23 protein-coding genes are annotated in these 20,646 nt (G+C 68.5%); 10 read left to right on the forward strand and 13 right to left on the reverse strand.

Annotated elements, in window-relative coordinates; translation table 11 throughout:
* Positions 1-14 precede the first annotated feature (14 nt).
* Positions 15-851 carry a universal stress protein gene (locus U858_RS0129825; RefSeq protein ID WP_025140773.1) on the forward strand — a complete coding sequence of 279 codons (837 nt, stop codon included), beginning with the start codon at positions 15-17 and terminating at the stop codon, positions 849-851.
* 78 nt (positions 852-929) lie between these two features.
* Here the strand turns inward: U858_RS0129825 and U858_RS0129830 are convergent, their stop codons facing one another.
* On the reverse strand, positions 930-1,877 hold the full coding sequence (locus U858_RS0129830; protein ID WP_025140774.1) for a 2-hydroxyacid dehydrogenase: 948 nt from the start codon (positions 1,875-1,877) through the stop codon (positions 930-932).
* A gap of 158 nt (positions 1,878-2,035) precedes the next feature.
* Between U858_RS0129830 and U858_RS0129835 the strand changes: the two genes are divergently transcribed.
* A complete protein-coding gene (locus U858_RS0129835) occupies positions 2,036-3,217 on the forward strand; it encodes a PepSY domain-containing protein (RefSeq protein WP_025140775.1) in 1,182 nt (393 codons plus the stop codon).
* A 45-nt stretch (positions 3,218-3,262) separates the two neighbouring features.
* Here the strand turns inward: U858_RS0129835 and U858_RS35215 are convergent, their stop codons facing one another.
* The 3 genes from U858_RS35215 to U858_RS0129850 all read right to left on the reverse strand — a co-directional run bounded on the left by U858_RS35215 (position 3,263) and on the right by U858_RS0129850 (position 4,251).
* Entirely contained in the window at positions 3,263-3,415 is a 153-nt protein-coding gene (locus tag U858_RS35215; protein ID WP_042885785.1) for a DUF3309 family protein, read from the reverse strand.
* Positions 3,416-3,463: 48 nt separating this feature from the next.
* Positions 3,464-3,625, reverse strand: a complete 162-nt coding sequence (locus tag U858_RS36035) for a hypothetical protein (RefSeq protein ID WP_198529768.1) — start codon at positions 3,623-3,625, stop codon at positions 3,464-3,466.
* A 77-nt stretch (positions 3,626-3,702) separates the two neighbouring features.
* Positions 3,703-4,251: a type 1 glutamine amidotransferase domain-containing protein gene (locus U858_RS0129850; protein WP_025140776.1), complete on the reverse strand. Its 549-nt coding sequence runs from the start codon at positions 4,249-4,251 to the stop codon at positions 3,703-3,705.
* Positions 4,252-4,518: 267 nt separating this feature from the next.
* On the opposite strand from U858_RS0129850, the gene U858_RS0129855 reads away from it, so the two are divergent.
* A complete protein-coding gene (locus tag U858_RS0129855; protein ID WP_029954520.1) occupies positions 4,519-5,493 on the forward strand; it encodes a DNA topoisomerase IB in 975 nt (324 codons plus the stop codon).
* A 131-nt stretch (positions 5,494-5,624) separates the two neighbouring features.
* Positions 5,625-5,969 carry a YqjD family protein gene (locus U858_RS0129860; protein WP_025140777.1) on the forward strand — a complete coding sequence of 115 codons (345 nt, stop codon included), beginning with the start codon at positions 5,625-5,627 and terminating at the stop codon, positions 5,967-5,969.
* 81 nt (positions 5,970-6,050) lie between these two features.
* On the opposite strand, the gene U858_RS0129865 is transcribed toward U858_RS0129860, so the two are convergent.
* The 3 genes from U858_RS0129865 to U858_RS0129875 form a co-directional block, all read right to left on the reverse strand.
* A complete protein-coding gene (locus U858_RS0129865; RefSeq protein ID WP_025140778.1) occupies positions 6,051-6,221 on the reverse strand; it encodes a CsbD family protein in 171 nt (56 codons plus the stop codon).
* A gap of 115 nt (positions 6,222-6,336) precedes the next feature.
* Positions 6,337-6,957, reverse strand: a complete 621-nt coding sequence (locus tag U858_RS0129870; RefSeq protein WP_025140779.1) for a DUF4142 domain-containing protein — start codon at positions 6,955-6,957, stop codon at positions 6,337-6,339.
* Positions 6,958-6,990: 33 nt separating this feature from the next.
* A complete protein-coding gene (locus U858_RS0129875) occupies positions 6,991-7,587 on the reverse strand; it encodes a hypothetical protein (protein ID WP_025140780.1) in 597 nt (198 codons plus the stop codon).
* A gap of 234 nt (positions 7,588-7,821) precedes the next feature.
* Between U858_RS0129875 and U858_RS0129880 the strand changes: the two genes are divergently transcribed.
* Positions 7,822-8,100 carry a DUF378 domain-containing protein gene (locus tag U858_RS0129880; protein ID WP_025140781.1) on the forward strand — a complete coding sequence of 93 codons (279 nt, stop codon included), beginning with the start codon at positions 7,822-7,824 and terminating at the stop codon, positions 8,098-8,100.
* Positions 8,101-8,168: 68 nt separating this feature from the next.
* Here the strand turns inward: U858_RS0129880 and U858_RS35220 are convergent, their stop codons facing one another.
* Complete coding sequence (locus U858_RS35220) at positions 8,169-8,411, reverse strand: hypothetical protein (RefSeq protein ID WP_081821770.1); 243 nt, start codon at positions 8,409-8,411, stop codon at positions 8,169-8,171.
* A gap of 152 nt (positions 8,412-8,563) precedes the next feature.
* Here U858_RS35220 and U858_RS0129885 point away from each other — a divergent pair, with 152 nt between their 5' ends.
* A complete protein-coding gene (locus U858_RS0129885; protein WP_025140782.1) occupies positions 8,564-8,947 on the forward strand; it encodes a hypothetical protein in 384 nt (127 codons plus the stop codon).
* A gap of 52 nt (positions 8,948-8,999) precedes the next feature.
* On the opposite strand, the gene U858_RS0129890 is transcribed toward U858_RS0129885, so the two are convergent.
* A complete protein-coding gene (locus tag U858_RS0129890; protein ID WP_025140783.1) occupies positions 9,000-10,385 on the reverse strand; it encodes a sigma-54 dependent transcriptional regulator in 1,386 nt (461 codons plus the stop codon).
* A gap of 205 nt (positions 10,386-10,590) precedes the next feature.
* Here U858_RS0129890 and U858_RS0129895 point away from each other — a divergent pair, with 205 nt between their 5' ends.
* Both U858_RS0129895 and U858_RS0129900 read left to right on the forward strand, forming a co-directional pair.
* The gene (locus tag U858_RS0129895; protein ID WP_255358829.1) at positions 10,591-11,595 is read left to right on the forward strand and encodes a sigma-54-dependent Fis family transcriptional regulator; all 1,005 of its coding nucleotides are present in this window, start codon (positions 10,591-10,593) and stop codon (positions 11,593-11,595) included.
* A 197-nt stretch (positions 11,596-11,792) separates the two neighbouring features.
* Positions 11,793-13,238 carry an RNA polymerase factor sigma-54 gene (locus tag U858_RS0129900; protein ID WP_029954522.1) on the forward strand — a complete coding sequence of 482 codons (1,446 nt, stop codon included), beginning with the start codon at positions 11,793-11,795 and terminating at the stop codon, positions 13,236-13,238.
* A 74-nt stretch (positions 13,239-13,312) separates the two neighbouring features.
* On the opposite strand, the gene U858_RS0129905 is transcribed toward U858_RS0129900, so the two are convergent.
* From U858_RS0129905 to U858_RS0129915, 3 genes are all read right to left on the reverse strand, one after another.
* Positions 13,313-13,681, reverse strand: coding sequence for a hypothetical protein (locus tag U858_RS0129905; RefSeq protein WP_025140786.1), 369 nt, complete (start codon positions 13,679-13,681; stop codon positions 13,313-13,315).
* Positions 13,682-13,794: 113 nt separating this feature from the next.
* A complete protein-coding gene (locus tag U858_RS0129910) occupies positions 13,795-16,809 on the reverse strand; it encodes a PAS domain-containing protein (RefSeq protein WP_025140787.1) in 3,015 nt (1,004 codons plus the stop codon).
* A 147-nt stretch (positions 16,810-16,956) separates the two neighbouring features.
* Positions 16,957-17,670: a DUF2325 domain-containing protein gene (locus tag U858_RS0129915; RefSeq protein ID WP_025140788.1), complete on the reverse strand. Its 714-nt coding sequence runs from the start codon at positions 17,668-17,670 to the stop codon at positions 16,957-16,959.
* Positions 17,671-17,969: 299 nt separating this feature from the next.
* Between U858_RS0129915 and U858_RS0129920 the strand changes: the two genes are divergently transcribed.
* Positions 17,970-18,263, forward strand: coding sequence for a flagellar transcriptional regulator FlhD (locus U858_RS0129920; protein ID WP_025140789.1), 294 nt, complete (start codon positions 17,970-17,972; stop codon positions 18,261-18,263).
* Between the two features lie 14 nt (positions 18,264-18,277).
* Here the strand turns inward: U858_RS0129920 and U858_RS0129925 are convergent, their stop codons facing one another.
* The gene (locus tag U858_RS0129925; protein WP_081821771.1) at positions 18,278-19,606 is read right to left on the reverse strand and encodes an MFS transporter; all 1,329 of its coding nucleotides are present in this window, start codon (positions 19,604-19,606) and stop codon (positions 18,278-18,280) included.
* Positions 19,607-19,710: 104 nt separating this feature from the next.
* Between U858_RS0129925 and U858_RS0129930 the strand changes: the two genes are divergently transcribed.
* Complete coding sequence (locus U858_RS0129930; protein WP_025140791.1) at positions 19,711-20,619, forward strand: LysR family transcriptional regulator; 909 nt, start codon at positions 19,711-19,713, stop codon at positions 20,617-20,619.
* The last annotated feature ends 27 nt before the right edge of the window (positions 20,620-20,646 follow it).

Genomic DNA, 20,646 nt, shown 5'->3' on the forward strand with positions numbered 1-20,646 from the left:
AAAAGGAGGCCGCCATGTATCGCCGCATTTCCGTACACCTGGACCACGGGTTCGATTGCGCCCGCCGCACGCAGGTCGCGCTGGCGCTGGCCAAGCGCCACAAGGCCGAACTGGTCGGCATCTACGCCAGCTCGGCGCCGCCGCAGTATTACTACGGCGAATCCGTGCTGATGTCCAAGACCCTGAGCGTGATGCGCGACCTGCAATCGCAGAACCGCGGCGCGGTGCAGAACGCCTTCCTGGAAGCGGCCGCCAACGCGGATGTGCCGGCCGTGGTGCGCGCGGGTGACAACACCCCCAGCGCCACGGTGGCGCTGTATGGCCGCACCAGCGATCTCATCGTCGTCAGCCAGGAAAACCGCGAGGACGTCGAGGCCGCCCACGAAACCGAATTCGTCGAGCAAGCCCTGCTGACGGCCGGCCGCCCGGTGCTGGTGGTGCCGTCCAGCGGCGATTTCCCGGTGATCGGCGACCGCGTGCTGGTGTGCTGGGACGGCAGCCGCGAAGCCGCGCGCGCCCTGGCGGACGCCGCGCCGTTGCTGCGTTCGGCCTCGCACCTGGTGGTGCTGACCATGGACGAAGGCGCCGCCACCCGCAAGGGCGAAGCCGCGCCGTTCGAAGACCTGGCCACCTATTGCATCGCCCAGGGCATGCCGGCGCCCGACCATGTGCGCCGCGACATCAAGGGCGTGGGCGTCGGCAGCACCATCCTGAACGCGGCGGCCGACTACAGCGCCGACCTGATCGTGATGGGCGCCTACGGCCACAGCAAGTTCCGCGAATGGGCCATGGGCGGCGCCACCGCGTCCATCCTGAAGAGCATGACCGTGCCGATCATGTTCTCGCACTAAGGTCCGCGCGGCTCTCGCACCGAGAGCCGCCCGCCACCCGGCGTCGCGCGACCGGCTTGCTCCGCGCGGGCCAGCCGGTCAGCCCAGCGAACCCGGCACCGGCGTCAGCACCGGCTTGCCGCCGAAATGCGCGGTGGCGTTTTCCAGGAACAACGCCACCGTCGCCGACACCGCTTCGGGCGAACGGCCCGCGCTGTGCGGCGTCAACACCACATTGTCCAGCGTGAACAGCGCCGGGGGCACCACCGGTTCGCCTTCCACCACGTCCAGCCCCGCGCCGGCAATGCGGCGTTCGGCCAACGCCGCGATCAGCGCCTCGGTATCGACCACGCTGCCGCGCGCGATGTTCACCAGATAGCCCTGTGGCCCCAGCGCATCCAGCACGGCCGCGTTCACCAGATGGCGCGTGTCGGCGCCGCCGGGCGTGGCCACCACCAGGAAGTCTGACTCGGCAGCCAGCGCCAGCGGGCTGTCGTAGTACGTGTAGCCGCTCTGCGGACGCGGCCGCCGGTTGTAGTAACCCACCGTCATGCCAAAGCCCAGCGCGCCGCGCCTGGCGATTTCCAGGCCGATCGTGCCCAGCCCCAGAATGCCCAGGCGCTTGCCCGATACCTGCGGCCCCATGAAGCCATTCCAGTGACCCTGGCGCACCCAGGCGTCGGCCTGCGGCAAATGCCGCGCCGTACCCAGCAGCAGCGCCATGGCGTGGTCGGCCACCGAGGTGGCGTTGGCGCCGGGGCCGTGCGTGACCCGCAGGCCGCGCGCCCGCGCCGCGGCCACGTCGATGTTCTCGAAGCCCACGCCCAGCGAACAGATCAATTCCAGCTTGGGCAAGGCCGCCATTTCGTCGGCATGAAAGCCGGTCGCGCCGCGCGTCAGCACCACGCGGATCTCGTCGGCGTGTTCGCGGATGGCACGGGCGCGTTGTTCGGGGGTGGTGGCAAGAATGCAGCGAAAGCCGCGGTCTTCGATGGCGGGCAGGAAGTCATGCACGCTTTCGATCAGAATCAGGAGGGGGATCTTCATGTTGCTGCGGGTCGGAATGCGGTCGGAAATGCGGCGGGCCGAGGGTGCCGGGCGCGGCGCACCGTGCGTGATTGCGCCGGCCGCCAAAAAACAGGCCGGCGAATATTACGCCTCGGTACAATTGCGCGCCACCTGTCTGTCCCGCCCTTGATCGCGTCATGAAAGCCAAGCACCGCAAGACCCTGCGCACTGCCCTGTCCACCCTGCATCGCTGGGTGGGTTTGATCCTGGGCGTGGTGCTGGTGCTGGCCGGCCTTTCGGGCAGCCTGCTGGCGTTCGACCATGAACTTGACGGCTGGCTGAATTCGGCCATGCTGCGCAACCGTGCGGGCGTTTGCGCCGCGCCCTTGCCGCCGTCGGCCGCCGCGCAGGCCGTGCAGCAGGCCTGGCCGGGTGCGGCGGTCAATGCCATCACCCTGCCCGAATCCGCCGCCGACAGCTACCGCGTGCAGTTCAAGCACGCCTCCACGGCCGACAACGAGGCCGGCGTGGACGCCTGCTCGGGCCAGTTGCTGGCCAGCCGCAACCGCGACGCGGTGTCGCTGGATAGCGCCCACGTCATGCCCCTGCTGCTGCGCTGGCACATGACGCTCTTGCAAGGCAAGACCGGCCGCGAAGTGCTGGGCTGGCTGGCGGTGGCCTGGGTGGTGCTATTGCTGGCGGGTGTCTACCTGGCCTGGCCGCGTCCGGGCCACTGGCGCCGTTCGGTGTCGGTGACGCGCGGGGTCGGCGCGTTTCGCACCAGTTATGAGCTGCACCGCGCCGCGGGCCTGATTTCCGCCGTCTTCTTGCTGGTGGTCGCGGGCACCGGCTTTTTCATGGGCCTGCCGCAGTTGGGCCGGCAGTTGGTGTCCAGCGTCATGAGCGTCCCGGTGGATGCGCGCACGGCCAAGCTGGCGCCGCTGGCCCCGGGCGAAACGGAAGTCGGTTGGGATGGCGCGGCCGTGAAGGCGCGCGCAGGTTCGCCCGCCACCGCCACGCTGGTGATGCTGCGGCGCGATGCCGCCAATGGCGTCTACCAGGCCCGCATGCGCCGCGCGGACGACTGGCAGCCGGTCGGCACGCTGCGCCTGTTCATCGACATGCGCAGCGGCGCGCAGGTGTCGGCGGCCGATCCCCTGTCGGGCACGACCGGCCAACGCCTGCTGGCGGTGATGTTCCCCCTGCATTCGGGCAGCCTGTTCGGACTGCCCAGCCGCATCCTGACGGCGGTGCTGGGCCTGCTGCCGCTCTTGTTCTTCGTGACCGGGCTGGTCATCTGGATCAGCCGCCGACGGCTCAAGCACCGCGGTCGGCTGGCGGCCGCGCAGGCGCCCGGGCCAACGGCCCGGCGCGCCTGATGCCGCGACAGCGGGCGTCTCAGCCAGGCAAGGCGTGTGCGGCCGCTATATCCGGCCCGTCAGCAGCAACACGATCAGGACGATGACCACGATCCCCAGCAACCCGCTGGGGTAATAGCCCCAGCCTCGGCTATGCGGCCACGCCGGCACGGCGCCTACCAGCAGCAATATCAGAATGATCAGCAAAATGGTGGACATGGTTTCATCCTTTTTTCTTGGTGGGTACGTCGAGAGGACTGACGCGTATCAATGGACACGCGACAGTTTTTCCTTCACCGGCGGCTCAAGCGGCGGCAGATCCACCTCTGGCTCATCGGTATCGGGATCGACCGGCAGATCGCCCGGCGGCGAGCCCGGCGGAATCGGTTCCGGCTTGGGCGGGACATGCAGGTATAGATCGGCAGACATGGCACTCTCCTGTAAAGGTGCTGCTTTGTGCGAAGCCGGAACCCTCCGGCCCCGCGTACCCGGCACCGCGCCGCCACTCAATGGCGCACCAGCGCGAACACGCGCAGTATTTCGCGGTTGAAAGCGGGAATATCGTCCGGCTTGCGGCTGCTGATCCAGCGGCCGTCCACCACCACCTCTTCATCCACCCAGTCGGCGCCTGCATTGCGCAGGTCATCAGCCAACGAGGGCCAACTGGTCATCTTCCGGTCCTTGACCAGGCCGGCGGAAATCAGCAGCCAGGCGCCATGGCAGATCACGGCCAGCGGCTTGCCCGCCTCGTGCATCGCATGCACGAATTCTCGCGCTTTGGGATGCAGCCGGATCTCATCCGCATTGATTACGCCGCCGGGCAGCAGCACCGCATCGAACGTCTCGGGCTGCGCCTCGGCGAAGATCAGGTCGGCCTCGAAACGGTCGCCCTTGTCGTTGTGATGCATCCCCTGCACTGGCCCGCGCCTGGCCGACACGATGACGGTGCGCGCGCCTTCGGCGTGCAGCGCGTCGCGCGGCCCGGTCAGTTCCACCTGTTCAAAACCGTCCACCACCAGGATGGCGACCGTGAAGTCCTGCAGTGTCTTCGCCATGCAAACGCTCCTTTGTTGCCTGTCGCGCCACTGACAGCAAGTGGCGTGCCCAAGTCGCTGGCCGCACATGGTCAGGCGGCTTGCCGACGCAGCGGTATGCCGCCAGCCTCGGCACGGGCATGCCGCTTGCTAAGGTCCTGCCGCGACTTGCAGGAGGCCGACATGGCACCACCCAGGACACACGCCACGACATCCACCGGACAATCCCCCAGCGCACGCCCCAAGCCCCCCGGGGCAGCGCCCCCTGGCGACGGCAAGCTGGTCTACATGGATGACACCCGCCCCGGCTATTCACGGGTGCGCGTCAACGCGGCGACCTTCCACTACCTGGACATCGCGGGCCGGCGCATCCGGCGCGCCGCCGAACTGGACCGCATCCGTGCCCTGGCCATTCCGCCCGCCTACGAAGCCGTCTGGATCTGCCCATTGCCCTGGGGCCACCTGCAGGCCACCGGCCGCGATGCCCGCGGCCGCAAGCAGTATCGCTATCACCCGGCCTGGGCGCAGCAGCGCGATGCCGACAAGTACGGCAGCCTGCGCGCGTTCGGCGCGAGCCTGCCGCGCATCCGCCGCCAGGTGGCGCGCGACCTGCGGATAGCAGGCCTGGCGCAAGCCAAGATGATCGGCGTGGTCGTGCAATTGCTGGACGACACGCTGATCCGCATCGGGGCCCGCGAATACGTGCGCGCCAATCGGTCGTATGGCCTGACGACGCTGACGCGGCGCCACGCCACGGTGCGGGGCGATCGGTTGCGCTTTCGCTTTCGCGGCAAGAGCGGCGTCGAACACGACGTGACGGTGACCGATCGGCGCATCGCCCGCGTCATCAAGCGCTGCCTGGACATTCCCGGCCAACAGCTATTCCAGTATCTGGACGAAGACGGCAATCCGCACGCGGTCGATTCCGAATCGGTGAACACCTATCTGCGCGAGGCCGGCGCGGCCGACTTCACCGCCAAGCACTACCGCACGTGGGCCGGGTCGGTATTGGCCTACGCCGCGCTGCAACGCCGGCCGTTCGTCGACGAACGCCAGGCCAGACAAGAGGTGGTGGACGTCATCAAGCAGGTGGCGCAGCGATTGGCGAACACCCCGGCCGTGTGCCGCGCCTGCTATGTGCATCCCTTGATCGTCGACACCTACCTGGCGGGCAAGTTGCCGGCGCACGCCCCGGCGCCGGCCGGCCCGCGCGGCTTGAGCGCAGACGAACGGCGATTGCTGGCTTTCCTGGCGCAGGCCTGACGCCAGGCAGCCTTGAGGCCGGCGGCGGCCCCGTCAACCGTCAGAATTGAAAGCGGATGTGGCGTTGATGGCAGGCGCGGCGCTTGCTGGGTAAAAAGGACATTCCCCCAACGCCCACCCAGGAGCCATCGATGGCCAACAACCATACTCCCCTGCCCTCGGACTTCCCCGAGCACGGCCCCGACGACCGCGGCGCGCGCGGATGGCGTCGCCATCCGGAAAGCTGGATCGACGACCTGGAGGCCACGCTCAGCGACGCGACCGCCACCGATCTGGAAGCGCTCAAGACGCGCCTGGCCGACCAGCTGCGCGACACCCGCCGCAGCCTGCGCGACGCGTCCGACACCGCGCACGACATGGTGCGCGAAACCATCGACTGCACCGAGCAATACATCCACGCGCGTCCCTGGCAGGCAGTCGGCCTGGTGGCCGGCGCGGCGTTCCTGTTCGGCGTCATCGTGGGCCGGCAGCAGTAAAGACAACGACGCGCCACGCACAATGGGCGCAGCGCCATCGATGGCGCTGCGCCCATGGGGTCCCGCAGCAAGGCGCAGCGTTTACTTCTGCGCCTTTTCCTTGGCGTCGCCGTAGGCCGCCTGGGTCTTGCCGGCGATCTTCTGGGCCGCGCCCTTGATTTCCGTCGAGGTGCTGCCCGTGGCCTTGCCGGCCACTTCCTTCACCTTGCCCGCGGCCTCGTTGACACGACCCTTCACTTGATCCTTGTTCATGGCAATTCCTTTCTACATGGATGGAGTGCCAACGCCGGGTGGCGCGGGCGGCATCGTTACAGCAAGCGGCGTGCCTGACACGTTCAGCCCGCTGCAACCAACCCGGCCCGCCCGGCTATTTCTCCGGCGCCACCGAAGCCGGCGCCTCCCGCGCGGCCGGTGATACCGCGGGCGGCTCGCCACGGGTCGCGGGCTGGATCTGGCCCTGCCGGGCGGCGGGATCACGTTTCAAGGCGCGCGCGAGCGTCAGGTGGTCAGCCTGCATGGGCCCGGCCTGCGCCGCGAACTGGCGCACCTGCGCATCGCCGGCCTGTCGCGCGGCATCGCGATATAGCGCATCAGTCTTGACGTGCGCAGCGACCGCCACCTGGTCCGTATACAGCGCGTCGAATTCCGTACCGGTCTTGCTGGCCAGGGTTTCCAGCGTGCGCTGGTCAGCCGGCTCGGGCTGGTCCGGCAGCGTCACCTGCTTGCTGGCGGCCAGGCGCTTGAGGTCCACGCCGCCCTCCTGGTGCTGCGCCTGCATATTGGCGGCGAAGGTGCGCACTTCGGTGCTGGCGGCGCGCTCACGCGCCAGGCTCGCCGCCTGCACCTGAAAGGCATCGGCCGCCGCGGCCGCCTGCAGGAAATGGCTGTCGGCCTCGGACAAGCCCGCGGCGCCCACCGCCCAGGGCATGGCCATGCCGCCCGACAGGCAAATCGCGGCCAGGCGTTGCAATATTTTCTTCTTGTTCATGTCCGTCTCCTTGGCCGCCCCGCGGCGGCGAGTTCACTGCGTCATGGGGGTGGACGGCGCCTCGACATGACGCGGCGGCGTCAGCGGGTCGAAGTCTTCCCACTTGCCATCCAGCCAGCGGCCCTGGGCCCGCTCGATGTCACGACCGCCGGATTCACGCAGTACCTGGCGTGCCAGGGCCTCCTGCTCGGGCGCGACCGGCAGCGCCAGCATCACGCCTGCCGGCCGTACGGCCGGATGCATGCCGGGCGCCTGGGGCGCCGCAGCCGACATACGCTTGCCGCGCCCCGCCACCCACAAAGCCCCGCCGAGTGCGCCCAGGTATGCGCCCGCGCCCGCCGCCGCAATCACGATCAGGATCGCCGCGCCCAGCCACAGGGCGGCCAGGCCGCCGACCAAGGCAAAGATCAACCCCAGCACCGACGCGCCCGCCAGCGCGCCCAGGTGCGCACCGCGCGCATCCGGGTCCGCCACGCGGTCGCCGCCGATCGGATAGCGCGCGTGTTCGCCCGCCGAATTGATATAGAACGTATGGAAATCGTCTTCCGAAAAGCCTTCGTCGCGCAGCCGCTGGGCCGCCAGGCTGGCGCCATCGAAGGTCTGGAAGCGTGCGGCAACAATCAGGGACATGACTATCTCCTCTCAGCGCGGCCCGCCTACGGCCATGCCGGAAAAGGCAGCAACTGCCATGCCCGCGCGCAGCCGCGGCACGGCGCTTGCTGAGCGTGTCTGCAAGTGACCAGACGTAAGCCTGCGGGAAACCGCTACGGCCGGGTCCCCTGCCGCAGCGTACGTCACCTCGGCAACGACGCAATAAACGCCACGCCGCGCAGAATTTACCTGCGGCGGCCAAAGGAACGAAACATGTACGCCTATGACGAGGACGACGTGACCACCGCTCAGGGCGACACCGCGTTGCGCGAGCCGACAGGCCGACGGACGTTGGGGCCGCTGGACTGGATTGCCCTGATCGCGCTGGTTGCCGGCGGCGTCAATTGCGGCCTGATTGCCGCCGTCAACCTGGACGTGTTCGCGCGCGTATTGCCGTCGGCGACGGCCGCGCGCGTCGCCTACGGACTTGTCGGCCTGGCGGCCCTGCACTGCGTCGTGCTGTTGTTTCGACTGGGTGCGGAAAACGACTGACGCGCCGTGTGGCGTCGGGCATCTTTCGTCATCGATGCCTTACGTCATCGATGTCTTGCGCCGGGCCGTCACGAACGCCCTCCTGGCTTACGCGTGCCGGGATACTGCCCACCTTCCTCATATTCCGGCCCATCGGGGTGAGGAGTCTTGTCCGCGCCGCGCTCGGGCGCCGATGCCTTGTCCGCACCCGGTTTGTCCGACCCGAACTGGCCGCTGCGGCGGGCGGCGTCGGATTCATCCCGCGGCCGGTTCGCCTTGCCGCCCTCCGGCGTGCCGGCGCCTGCCTTGCTACCTGCATCTGACCTGGTCATGACTGCTCTCCTTGCGTTGCGCCCAACGCGATACCGTGGGCGCCCACGCCATCGGCGCAAGCGCCGTGCCCATCATTGCAGGCACGGCGCTTGCTCAGGGATAGGCGTGGAACGACCAACCATCCGGCCGTCCTCATCCAAAGGAGTGATCCATGAATCTGTCCAAGACCCGCCTGTCCCTCACGCTCATTCCCGCCGCGGCCCTGTGCCTGTCAGCCCTGGCGCTGCCGGTGGCGGCGCAAACCACGCAAGTGCGCAGCAGCGAGCAGATCGACAACCAATACAAGATGGACAAGAAGCAGTGCGACGCCATGAAGGGCAACCAGAAGGACGTCTGCCAGAAGCAGGCCGAAGCCACGCGCGACAAGGCCCGCGCCGACGCCAAGGCCGGCAAGGAGAAGGCCGAAGCCAATCATGATGCGGCCAAGACGCGCAACGAGGCGGACTACAAGGTCGGCAAGGAAAAGTGCGATGCCATGTCGGGCAACGCCAAGGACGCCTGCATGGCGGACCTGAAGACCCGCTACGGCAAGTAAGCGCGCGCAGCGCGCCCGCCTTCGCCCTGTGTAGCGGCGGCTGGGTCGCGCATCAACGCGATGCCGAGGAAGAGGACGACGGCGGCGGCTCGCCCGGCAGCGAGTAGCCCGCCGCCGCGTATTCTTCAAGCCGGTTGTAGAGCGTCTTGGGACTGATGCCCAACACCGCCGCGGCCTGCTTCTTGACGCCCTTGCAGCGTTCCAGCGTGGCCAGGATCAAGCGGCGGTCGGCTTCGGCCAGGGTCTCGCCCACGGGCACCGTGACCTGCCCGCCCGCGGCCAGGTCGCCGCCGGGCGACACTTGCGGCGCCAGCAGGTCGACGTCCAGTTCGTCGCTTTCGGCCATGATGAAGGCGCGGCGCACGAAATTCTTCAGCTCACGCACATTGCCCGGCCATTCGTACTGCGCCAGGGCGGCCTTGGCGCGCGCAGAAAAGGCCTTGTGGCTGCCGGTGTCCTGGTTCTGCGCCTGCAGGAAGCGATCGGCCAGAAAGGCGATGTCGTCGCCGCGCTCGCGCAGCGGCGGCAGTTCCAGCGGAAACACGCTCAGGCGGTAATACAGGTCTTCGCGCAGCTTGCCTTCCTGCACGGCCTGTTCGGGGTTGCGGTTGGTGGCCGCGATGATGCGGATGTCGCAGCCGATCTCGCGGTTGGTGCCCACCCGCATGAACTGGCCGGTTTCCAGCACCCGCAGCAGCTTGACCTGCAGGTCCAGCGGCATTTCGGTCACTTCGTCCAGGAACAGCGTGCCGCCGTCGGCGCGTTCGAAGTAGCCTTTGTGCTGGCGGTCGGCCCCGGTAAAGCTGCCGCGTTCGTGACCGAACATTTCGCTTTCGATCAGGTGCGGCGAAATCGCCCCGCAATTGACCGCGATGAACGGCCGCTGGCGCCGCTTGCTGAGCTCGTGGATGGCGTGCGCCGCCAGTTCCTTGCCCGTGCCGCTTTCGCCGATCAGCAATACCGTGACATCGGTGGGCGCCACGCGCCCGACCTGGCGATAGAGCTCGCGCATGGGGGGCGACGCGCCGTACATCTTGCCGAAACGGCCCGGCTCTTCGAACGGCGTGCCCGGACGTTCGCCGCCGGCATTGGCCACGACCCGCGTCAGGATCTCGTTCAGGCGATCCATGCAGATGGGCTTGGTCAGGTAGTCGGTCGCGCCCAGGCGCAGCGCCTGGACGGCGTTGTCGACGGTGCCGTGGCCGGTCATCACCACCACTTCGGCGCTGGCCACGGCCACGTTCTTGAAGATGTCCATGCCGCTGCCGCCGGGCAGGCGCACGTCGGTCAGCACCAGGTCGGGCGCCTGGCGTTCGAGCTGGATCAGCGCGTCCTTCACGCTGGCGGCCAGCGCCACCGTGAAGCCGCTGTCGCGGCCGATCTCGGCCAAGGTTTCACGGATAGCGTCGTCGTCTTCGACGATCAGCAGGTGAGGCATGACGGCTCCGAGGCGCGGCAGCCCGAGCGGCGCCCGGGCCCTTTTTCCGGCCAACTTCGAGCATAGCCACTCTGTGCCGGCCGGACGTAAATATTCGATACGATCCACTAAAGTTTTCGATTGCTTTCAACTGGTCGCAACCGCCGCCGCCCGCCCCTCTACCATCGGCCTGTCACCCACGCTCCGTGGGGCCGAGGATACCCGCATGCCTGATCGTTCCGTCGGCGACCGCAAGGACGCCGCGACTGCCGACATCAACCCCCTGGACGTTTCCGGACTGTCCCCCGTCATGCAAAAGCTGGCCACGCAATTGCGCCTGGCCGCCGGCACCGATGCCAGCGTGTTCATCGTCGGCGAAAGCGGCGCCGGCAAAGAGGTGGTGGCCCGCGCCATCCACGAGACCAGCGCACGGCGCGACCGGCCTTTCGTGGCCATCAACTGCGGGGCCATCAGCGGCTCGCTGGCGCACGCCGAACTGTTCGGCCACGAAAAAGGCAGCTTCACCGGCGCCGTGGCGCAGAACGCCGGCTACTTCGAATACGCCAGCGGCGGCACGCTGTTCCTGGACGAAGTGACCGAAATGCCGCCCGACATGCAGGTGCATTTCCTGCGGGTGCTCGAAGCCGGCACCTACCAGCGCGTGGGCGGCGCCGACCTGCTGCGCGCCAACGTGCGCATCATCTGCGCCAGCAACCGCGACCCCGCCGCCTCGGTGGCCGACGGGCGGCTGCGACAGGACTTCCTGCACCGGCTGCTGGTGATTCCACTGCGCGTACCGCCCCTGCGCGAACGCACGGGCGACTCCCTGATCCTGGCGCAACGCTTCCTGGATGCGCTGAACCGCCAGCACGCCACCCACAAGCGCTTTTCCAAAGCGATGCTGGATGCGATTGCGCAGCACGACTGGCCCGGCAACGTGCGCGAACTGCGCAACGCCGTGCAACGCGCCTACATCCTGTCCGACGATGTGCTGGACATCGCGCTGCCCCGGCCGCGCGCGGCGCAGCGCGCCGAGTTCAAGGACGGCGCCCTGAATGTGCCGGTAGGCACCGCCCTGGGCAATGCGCAGCGTGACTTCATCCTGGCCACTCTGGCCCACCACGGCGGCGACAAGCGGCTGGCGGCCGAGACCCTGGGCGTCAGCCTGAAGACGCTCTACAACCGGCTGGACGTCTACGAAAAAGAACAGGGCGGGCCGGCGGCCGCCTAGGCCGCGCCAAACCCACCGCCCTCGGGGACGTACCCCGCGAAATTCTTACCGCCGTTTTGTAACCCTGGACGGGCGCCCGCCGCCCTCGCCCGGCGCTTTCACCCGCAGGGCAAGCAGGCATGGTTCTTGCATGTGTACAAGGATGAGCCGCCGTCTGGCGGCACCCGTTTTTCCGGGAGGCAAGCGTGGGACATCCGATGCAAGAATTGCGCCTGCGCCAGCAGATGACGCTGGCGCCCCGCCTGCAGCAGTCGGTCAAGCTGCTGCAGATGTCGGCGCTGGAATTCACGACCGCGGTCGAACTCGCGATGGCCACCAATCCCTTCCTTGAGGAAGCCGATGAGCAAGTGGCGGACCCGACGCCCACGCCGCCCGACCGCGGCGCCCTGGCGTCCGAGCCGCCCGCCGACACCCCTGTCGCGGGCGACCCGCCGGACCGCGACAACGACGCCGCCGCCGACGCTCCGGCCACCCCGGAATACTCCGGCGACTATCCGACGCCAACGCGTTCAGACGGTGAAGACCACGACCTGGGCCAATGGGCCAGCGCCCCGGTGTCGATGCGTGAAAAACTGTCGGCGGACCTGGGCAACTATCGGCTGGAGCCGCGCGGCCGCCTGCTGGCCGAATTCATCATCGACGCGCTGGACGAAGACGGCTACCTGCGCACCCCGCTGGCCAACCTGTGCAGCGCCTTGAGCCCGGATTTCACGCCGCCGCCCGACGAAGGCGAATGGCTGGCCGCGTTGCGCCTGGTGCAGCAACTGGATGCGCCCGGCCTGGGCGCGCGCGACCTGCAGGAATGCCTGTCGCTGCAACTGGCCGCCGCGCCCGGCGCCAGTGCGCCGGAGCGCGCGCTGGCGCTGCGCATCGTGGCCGAACAGATCGAACGCCTGGCCAAGAACGATGCCGCGGGCCTGCGCCGTGCGCTGAACTGCACCGAAGACGCCCTGCGCGACGCTTGCGCGCTGATTCGCGGGCTGGACCCCAAGCCCGGCCGCCGCTACGACATGCAGGCGCCGGTGTATGTGGTGCCCGACGTGTTCGTGGACAAATGGCATTCGCGCTGGCGCGTGGTGCCCAATCGCAGCGCGATGCCGCAGGCCCGCCTGCACCGCGTCTACGCCGACCTGTTCCGCCGCGCGCGGCTGGACGACCGCAGTCCCATGGCGCAGGAACTACAGGAGGCCCGCTGGTTGGTGCGCAATGTGGAGCAGCGCTACACCACCATCCAGCGCGTAGCCGAGGCCATCGTCAAGCGCCAGCAGACCTTCTTCGAATATGGCGAGGTGGCGCTGCGCCCGCTGATGCTCAAGGAAGTGGCCGACGACCTGGACATGCACGAATCCACCGTATCCCGTGCGACGGTCAGCAAGTACATGGTGACACCGCGCGGCGTCTTCGAATTCCGCCACTTCTTCTCGCGCGAGCTGGCCACCGACTCCGGCGGCACCTGTTCGGCCGCCGCCGTGCGCGCGCTGATCAAGGAACTGATCGACGCCGAAGACCCGGCCATGCCGCTGTCCGACGTCGCCCTGACCCAGCAGCTTGCCAGCAACGGCATCGTGCTGGCCCGCCGCACGGTGTCCAAGTACCGCGGCCAGCTACGCCTGCCCCCCGCCGAATTGCGTCGACAGCATTGAATTAATTTCGGGCCGCCAATGAAAATGCCCACCCTCACGGGTGGGCATTGTTCTCTGTGGCGAGGCCCGACCGCCTATTTGCTACCGCCAGAGTTGGGGTATCCGGGCGGCGGCGTCGCGCCGGCTGCCGGCGTGCGCGGCACGTTGTCGTTGGCCTCGCGATGGCGGGTGGGCATTTCGCCGCTGCGCTTGTCGGACGAAGGCGCCGCGTTCTTGTCGAGGTTGGGCGGCGTGGTCATGGTGTTGGGCGCGGCATTGGGCGCAGGCGCAGCCTGCCCCGGCGGCACGGGCCGGTTCGGCTGCACCGCGGTGCCGTCGTTCGGCGTGGTGGACGGGGCCGTGGGCGAAGCCGATTGCGCCAGGGCGGCGCCGGCAGCCCCCAGGCTGGCGGCACCGGTGAAAGCGGCCACTACGATGGCATGGGTCAAGGCACGGATTTTCATGGACAGGCTCCTTGTTAAGTTGCCCTGTCCTTACAGCAATCGCCATGCCCACCGGCCCGTCGCCCTGGCGCCTGCGCCCGGGCAGGCAATTTTTACCGGTACTTGAAACCCGGTCACCCCGGCGTCGGCGTTGCCCGGGGCGCCTCTACCGTGATCGGATCCAGCATGCGCTGCACCCGCGCCGCCAGCACGTCCAGCGCAAACGGCTTGACGATCAGTTCCATGCCGCTGTCCAGAAAGCCCGAGCCGCGCGCCGCGCTTTCGGCATAGCCCGTCATCAGCAGCACCTTCAGGTCGGGATGCGTGGCGCGCGCCGCGTCGGCCAATTGGCGTCCGTTCAGGCCGGGCAAGCCGACATCGGTCACCAGCAGATCGATATCCGGGGTGGCGCGCACGCGCTCCAGCCCCGCGTCGCCATCGTTGGCCGTGATCACCCGCATGCCCAGCTCGGCCAGGCTTTCGCGCACCATCTCGCGCACATTGGCATCGTCTTCCACCAGCACGACCACGGCCTGGCGGGTGCGCTCGCCAGGCGGGCTGGCTTCGGGGCCGGGCGCCGCGGCATCGGCCAGCGCGCCTTCGTGGCGCGGCAGGAAGATCCTGACCGAGGTGCCCACGCCTGCCTTGCTGTCCAGGGTCACCACGCCGCCGGCCTGTTTGGCAAAGCCGTAGATCATCGACAGGCCCAGCCCGGTGCCTTCGCCCAGCGGCTTGGTGGTGAAGAAGGGATCGAACGCATGCGCCAGCACATCCGGCGTCATGCCGCAGCCGATGTCGGTCACGCACACTTCGACGAAGGCGCCCGCCTGCACGCCGCCATAGGGCCGCAGAAAGGCCCGGTCCAGCCGCGTGTTCAGCGCGGCCACCGTCAGCACGCCGCCGTCCGGCATGGCGTCGCACGCGTTGATCACCAGGTTCAGCAGCGCGTTCTCGAACTGGTTGCGGTCGCAGCGCACCGGCCACAAGCCCGGCTCCAGGTCGAACGCCAGCGACACGCCTTCGCCGGTATAGCGATGGAACAGGTCGGCCATCGATTGCAGCGTCGAGGCCACGCAGAAGGCCTGCGGATCGATCGGCTGGCGGCGCGAAAACGTCAACAGCCGCTGCGTCAGGTGGGCGGCGCGATTGGCCGATTCCATGGCCACATTGATGAAGCGCACGGCCTGCTCGGGCGTGCCGGCCGCCAGCTTGCGCTGGATCAGGTACAGCGCGCCCGTGATGCCTTGCAGCATGTTGTTGAAGTCATGCGCGATGCCGCCGGTCAGCCGACCCACCGCCTCCATTTTCTGGGATTGACGCAATGCGCTCTCGGTTTCCAGCAAGGTTTCGGCCTGCGATTTCAAATCCGTGTCGTCGCGGCCCGTCATGTACAGGCTGTCTTGCGCCCACGACATGCTCCAGGTGATCCAGGCGTAGCCGCCATCGCGCTTGAGCACCCGGTTTTCCAGGTGGCGCACGCCTTGCGGCGCGTCGGCGCTGCGCGCCTGCGCCCACGCGGTGCGCGTGGCATCGTAATCGTCCGGATGGATCAGCTGGCGCAGTCCCATGGCCAGGAACTGCTCGGGCGTCCACCCAAGGATCGGCCGCACGGCCGGGTTGACGCTGACGTAGCGGCCCTGGCCGTCGATCACCGCCAAGAGCTCGGGCGACAGGCGCCAGATGCGGTCGCGCTCGGCGATGGCATGCTCGACCCGCTGCTCGAGCATGCGGGCGTATTGGGACCGTTCCACCGCGCCGCACATGCGTTCGGCCACTTCCTCGATACAGGCCACGTCGCCGCGCTTGAAGCGGCTGTCGGCCGCCGGCCGCACCACCAGCGCGCCGCCCTGGCGGCCCCAGCGGCCGGTCGGCACCACGATGGCCGATGGCAGGACCTCGCCGTCGGCCTGCGCCAGCAGCGGCTCGAGATAGGTCGTGCGGCCGTTGCGCAGCGCGTCGTAGAACGCATCGGTATACAGGTCCGGCCCCGGCACGCCGCGGCCATCGTCGCGGCCCGGATGGCAGCGCCAGCAGGTCGACACCACCGGTTCGGCGCCCTCGCCTGCCCAGTCCAGCACCGCCGCCATGCCCAGCGCCAGGTGCTGCCCCAGGCTTTCGCAGGCGGTGTGTTCGATGGCCTGTTGCTGTGGCAGTTCGCGCAGGCGGTCGCCCAGCGCCATCAGGAAATTCTTGCGGTGCTGCCCTTCCCAGAGTTCGGCTTCGGCCGTCTTGCGGGCGGTGACATCCAGGAACAGCGCCATCATGCGGTCAGCGCCCTCTTTGCGGGCGCGCGCCTCGTACCAGGCCGGGCGCGGACCCGGCACGGCGAATTCAAACTGCGCGGGCTCGCCGGATTCGACCACCTGCGCGAACGCGTCCATGATGCGGCCCGGCACGCCGGGGATCATTTCGCGCAGCGTGTGGCCCAGGGTGTCGCCTTCTTTCATGCCGCTCTGGCGCTCGAAAGCCGGATTGACTTCGATGAAGCGGAAATCGACGATGTGGCCCTCTGTATCGCGCAGCGCCTCGCTCAGGAAAAAGGCCTCTTGCATGCCCTCGAACATCGCTCGCCAGCGTTCGCTGCTGCGCCGCAGCGCCAGTTCGGTCAGGTGGCGTTCGATGGCCAGCGCGGCGCTGCGCGTGACCACCGCGATCGCGTCGATATCGTGCGCCGACGGCGAGCGCGGCATGCCGTAATAGTTGGAGAACACGCCCAGCAGGCGGCCATCGGGCGATTTGATCGGCGTGGACCAGCAGGCCCGCAACCCGTGCGCCAAGGCCTGCTCGCGCCAGGTTTCCCAGGCGGGATGGCTGGCGATGTCTTCGGCATACACCGGGCTGCCGGTGTAGGCGGCCTGCCCCCACGAGGCCGCGTCAGGCCCGATCAACGCGCGGTCGACTGCGGCGTTGAAGGCCGCCGGCAAGCTGGGCGCGGCGCCGTGCAGCAGCAGGCGGCCGGTTTCGTCGATCAGGGCAATCGAGGCGCGCAACTCGACGCTGGACTGCGCCTCGATCGCGTGCAGCACATGCGCCAGCACCTCGGGCAAAGGCACGCCCGCGACAATGCGCTGGAGCATGATCCGTTCGTCTTCCAGGCGCGCAAGCGTGTCGGTCCACGGGTGCGCTACGCGGTCTCGCTGGGTCAGCATGGGTTCTCCCTCGGGCTCTCCCGAGCGTATTGCGAGCGCGGCCCGGCAGCGGAAACGCTAGGTAACTCGAGGCAACAGCGCGAGGCAATCGCGCGGATCAGCAGGCCAGCGGTTCGGGGGATCGGCGATTGTGCGGATGGCCGCCGGTCAGCGGGTCGACTCGACGCTTTCCCGCGCCAGCCCCAGCGCCGTCAAGGCCTCGGGCTTGTCCACCAGCACGCATTGCTTGCCGGTGCGGGTGCAGTGGTCTTTCACGCGCCAGTAGGCGCCGTGGCTGACGCAGCCCGTCTGGCAGATGACCAGGTCCGCGGCCACCAGGCTGGCTTCCAGCGTGTCGCCATCGGCGCCCTCGCCGCCACAATGGCCCAGGTAGCGGCCGCCGGCCATTTCGACGACCTTGCGCGTCAGCATCAGGGCCATCGCGTCTTCGCCCACGCACAGCACGGATTTTTCGCGCAGCGTCGCCGCGGCAATCACGGCGGGCCGGGCGGCCGGTTCAAAGGCCGTGTCCAGCGGGCGCAGCCGCGCCTGCGCCGCACGGTCCTGCCAGGCCAGGCGTTCGCGCATCAGGCTCTGCACCCGCTCCATCAATTGCGTCACCCGGCGCGCCAGCGCGACGCGCCTGGGCAGGCCGGGAATCGCGCCTTCCAGCGCGGCGCGGTCCTGGCGCGCCCATTCCAGCGCGGTGTCGCGCTGGATCACGGCGGCGCGCAGGCGCATGGCCTCGGCTTCCAGGTGCTGGATGCGCTGGGCCTGCGCGCTGAGCAGGCGGCTGCAGCGCGCCTGGGCCTGGCCGTAGGCGGCAAGCAGGGCCGCGTGTTCACGCTGCAAGGAATTGGGCGCCTGGAAAGCTAACGTCATCACGGGCCTCGGTTCGGTAGGAAACAACACGGCGGGCGCATGCCAGCGCCGTCCGACTTGCCCGGCATTATAAATGAGAATAAGTCTTTTTTAATTTATATCGATATGCCCGCCGCGGGCACAGGGAAATCCATTACTGACGGCATTTGATCGCTTAAATATGATCGACAAACCATACCGGCCGCAAGCTTTTCACCGCTTGACTAGACGCCCATGCTGAGGACGCCTCGCGCCTTGCTTGTTCCTGGTCCGTGCAACCGCCGGACCGCGGATTCAACGAAGTAAGGAAGGGGCACCCGATGCCGAGATCCGCCGAACTTCTGCGCGACATCCACGAAACCAATCTGATGTATCTGCTGCTCTTGCAGCGGTTGGCCCGTACCGGCAACCTGCAGGCGCTGGCGGGCCTGCAGATTTCGGCCAAGGCCTGTCAATGGCTCGTGGGCCTGAAACACGAAGACCTGACCCGCCTGGCCAAATGCAGCGTGTTGCTGGCCCAGCTGAACCTGGAGCCGCACCTGCTGCTGGCCGCACTGAGCCAGGGCATGGACGCGACGCTGGCGGCCGAAGTGCCCAGCCGCACGCTGGCCTGACCGCGGCGCCTGGCTTATGCCCCGCGCCCGACCACGGGCGCCGGGGCGGCCCGCGTCGACCGCCAGTACAACGCGGCGCTGATGCACAGCGCGCCGGCCAGCAGGCTGCCCGCCATGGCGGCCACGCCGGGCCAGCCGCCGCCGGTCCAGAACTGGCCGCCCAGCGACCCCAGCACGCTCGAACCCACGTAGTACACCAGCAGGTACAGCGATGCCGCCAACGCCTTGTAGCCGCGCGACATCTGGCCGACCCAGCCGCTGGCCACCGCGTGCGCGGCAAAGAAGCCGAAAGTGAACACCACGATGCCGGCGATCAGCACGGGCAAGGCGTCCGACAAGGTCAGCAGCAAGCCGGCCAGCGCCAGGCCGGTGCCGGCCGCCAGCATGGCGCCGCGCCCGTGCCGGTCGGCCAGGCGGCCGAAGAACGTGGACGCGAAAATGCCTACCAGGTACACCACGAAGATGAAGCCGATGAAGGTCTGGCTGAGGGAAAACGGCGGTGCCAGCAGGCGGAAGCCGACGTAGTTGTAGACGGTGACGAACGCGCCCATCAGCAGCCCGCCCATGGCGAACAGGCCGCACAGCGGGCCGTTCTTCAGGTGCGCGCCGATGCCCGTGCGCACGTCGCCGACCACCCCGGCCCAGCCGCGCGCCCGCTGCGGCGTGAAGCGGCGCGAGGCCGGCAGCAACCACACGAACAGCACGGCGGCCACGATGCCCAGCAGGCCCAGCGTGCCCATGGCCGCGCGCCAGCCGAAATGGTCGGACACCAGGCCGGTGATCACCCGGCCCGACAGGCCGCCGAACGCGCTGCCGCTGATATACAGGCCCATGACAAACCCCAGGGTGTCCGGTTCGACCTCTTCGGCCAGGTAGGCCATGGCCACCGCCGGCACCCCGCCCATCGCCACGCCCTGCAACGCGCGCAGCGCCAGCAGGCTGTGCCAGTCGGGCGCCACCGCCGCCACCGTGCCCAGCACGGCCGAGGCGAACAGCGACAGCGCCATGATGCGCTTGCGCGGCAGCGCCTGCGAAAACAGGCCCACCAGGAAGATCGCCACCGCCAGAAGACCCGTGCACAGCGACAGCACCAGGCTGCTCTGCGCGGGCGACACGTCGAATGAATGGGTGAACAGCGGCATCAGCGGCTGCACGCAATACAACAGCGAAAAAGTGGAGAAGCCGGCCGCGAACAGGGCCCATTGGGCGCGGCGCAACGCGGGTGTGCCGCGCGCCAGATAGTCGGTGGGTGCGGGCGCCGTCGCGGCGCAGGCATCCCCCTGGGCGCTGGCCTGCGTCTGGCCGGCATCACTGGCCGCGGGTACTGCTGTAGGGGTGGACATCGGAATTCTCGAAAAACGCCGGGCAACCGCCCGTGCATTCAAGGTAGACTTTTCCCCTGCATATGTCCAATATATGAAACCGGCACTCGCTATATTTTAAAACAATGGAACTGAGACACCTGCGCTATTTCACGGTGGTCGCCGAAGAGCTGCACTTCACCCGCGCCGCCGCCCGGCTAGGCATCGGCCAACCCCCGCTCAGCCAGCAGATCCAGCAGCTCGAACGGGAAATCGGCACGCCGCTGTTCCTGCGCCTGCCGCGCGGCGTGGAACTCACCGAGGCCGGCGCCCATTTCCTGGAAGACGCGCGCGCCATCCTGGCCAGCGCCGATCGCGCCATCGACACCGCGCGCCGCCTGGGCCGCGGCGAACGCGGCGCGATCACCGTGGGCTTTACCGCGTCGGCCGTGTTCCACCCCTACCTGCCGCAAGCCATCCGCGCCTACCGCGACCGCTATCCGGACGTGCGCATCACGCTCACCGAAAGCAATACCCAGAGCCTGCTGCGCGGCCTGCGCGAAAGCGCGGTGGACGTGGCCTTCGTGCGCCCGCCCTACGTACTGGACGCGGAATTCGAATCCGAACGCGTGCTGGACGAGCCCATGCTGATCGCCCTGCCCCCCGACCACGCGCTCAGCCGCAAGCGCAGCGTGCCCATCGCGGCGCTGGCGGACGAAGATTTCGTGCTGTACCCGCGCCCCATCGGCGCCGGGCTGTACGACGCCATCCAGAACGCCTGCCTGCGGGCGGGCTTTGCGCCGCGCGTCATCCAGGAAGCGCCGCAGATGGCCTCCATCGTCAGCCTGGTGGCGGCCGGCGTGGGCATCTCGATCGTGCCCGCCGCCATGCGCCACATGGGCGCGCAGGGCATCGAGTATCGGCCCATCAAGGGCGACGCGCCGCACGCATTGCTGGACATGGCCTACCGGCGCCATGACCGCTCCATCGCGGCGCGCAATGCCGTCGAAATGTTGCGCCAACTGGCGCATCCCGAACCGGTTGCGGGGGCCTGAAACTGGGACGGAAATCAGGGCGAAAAT

This window comes from Achromobacter sp. DH1f, from assembly GCF_000633435.1.
GTDB lineage: Bacteria > Pseudomonadota > Gammaproteobacteria > Burkholderiales > Burkholderiaceae_B > Achromobacter > Achromobacter deleyi.

Bases quoted from the DNA above. Each gene is read 5' to 3' on its own strand.
- U858_RS0129900 (WP_029954522.1), top strand. From the start codon at position 11,793: ATGCAAGAATTGCGCCTGCGCCAGCAGATGACGCTGGCGCCCCGCCTG.
- U858_RS0129905 (WP_025140786.1), bottom strand. From the start codon at position 13,681: ATGAAAATCCGTGCCTTGACCCATGCCATCGTAGTGGCCGCTTTCACC.
- U858_RS0129925 (WP_081821771.1), bottom strand. From the start codon at position 19,606: ATGTCCACCCCTACAGCAGTACCCGCGGCCAGTGATGCCGGCCAGACG.
- U858_RS0129880 (WP_025140781.1), top strand. From the start codon at position 7,822: ATGTACGCCTATGACGAGGACGACGTGACCACCGCTCAGGGCGACACC.
- U858_RS0129930 (WP_025140791.1), top strand. From the start codon at position 19,711: ATGGAACTGAGACACCTGCGCTATTTCACGGTGGTCGCCGAAGAGCTG.
- U858_RS0129850 (WP_025140776.1), bottom strand. From the start codon at position 4,251: ATGGCGAAGACACTGCAGGACTTCACGGTCGCCATCCTGGTGGTGGAC.
- U858_RS35215 (WP_042885785.1), bottom strand. From the start codon at position 3,415: ATGTCCACCATTTTGCTGATCATTCTGATATTGCTGCTGGTAGGCGCC.
- U858_RS35220 (WP_081821770.1), bottom strand. From the start codon at position 8,411: ATGACCAGGTCAGATGCAGGTAGCAAGGCAGGCGCCGGCACGCCGGAG.
- U858_RS0129825 (WP_025140773.1), top strand. From the start codon at position 15: ATGTATCGCCGCATTTCCGTACACCTGGACCACGGGTTCGATTGCGCC.
- U858_RS0129885 (WP_025140782.1), top strand. From the start codon at position 8,564: ATGAATCTGTCCAAGACCCGCCTGTCCCTCACGCTCATTCCCGCCGCG.
- U858_RS0129865 (WP_025140778.1), bottom strand. From the start codon at position 6,221: ATGAACAAGGATCAAGTGAAGGGTCGTGTCAACGAGGCCGCGGGCAAG.
- U858_RS0129860 (WP_025140777.1), top strand. From the start codon at position 5,625: ATGGCCAACAACCATACTCCCCTGCCCTCGGACTTCCCCGAGCACGGC.
- U858_RS0129920 (WP_025140789.1), top strand. From the start codon at position 17,970: ATGCCGAGATCCGCCGAACTTCTGCGCGACATCCACGAAACCAATCTG.
- U858_RS0129875 (WP_025140780.1), bottom strand. From the start codon at position 7,587: ATGTCCCTGATTGTTGCCGCACGCTTCCAGACCTTCGATGGCGCCAGC.
- U858_RS0129910 (WP_025140787.1), bottom strand. From the start codon at position 16,809: ATGCTGACCCAGCGAGACCGCGTAGCGCACCCGTGGACCGACACGCTT.
- U858_RS36035 (WP_198529768.1), bottom strand. From the start codon at position 3,625: ATGTCTGCCGATCTATACCTGCATGTCCCGCCCAAGCCGGAACCGATT.
- U858_RS0129855 (WP_029954520.1), top strand. From the start codon at position 4,519: ATGGATGACACCCGCCCCGGCTATTCACGGGTGCGCGTCAACGCGGCG.
- U858_RS0129830 (WP_025140774.1), bottom strand. From the start codon at position 1,877: ATGAAGATCCCCCTCCTGATTCTGATCGAAAGCGTGCATGACTTCCTG.
- U858_RS0129890 (WP_025140783.1), bottom strand. From the start codon at position 10,385: ATGCCTCACCTGCTGATCGTCGAAGACGACGACGCTATCCGTGAAACC.
- U858_RS0129915 (WP_025140788.1), bottom strand. From the start codon at position 17,670: ATGACGTTAGCTTTCCAGGCGCCCAATTCCTTGCAGCGTGAACACGCG.
- U858_RS0129870 (WP_025140779.1), bottom strand. From the start codon at position 6,957: ATGAACAAGAAGAAAATATTGCAACGCCTGGCCGCGATTTGCCTGTCG.
- U858_RS0129835 (WP_025140775.1), top strand. From the start codon at position 2,036: ATGAAAGCCAAGCACCGCAAGACCCTGCGCACTGCCCTGTCCACCCTG.
- U858_RS0129895 (WP_255358829.1), top strand. From the start codon at position 10,591: ATGCCTGATCGTTCCGTCGGCGACCGCAAGGACGCCGCGACTGCCGAC.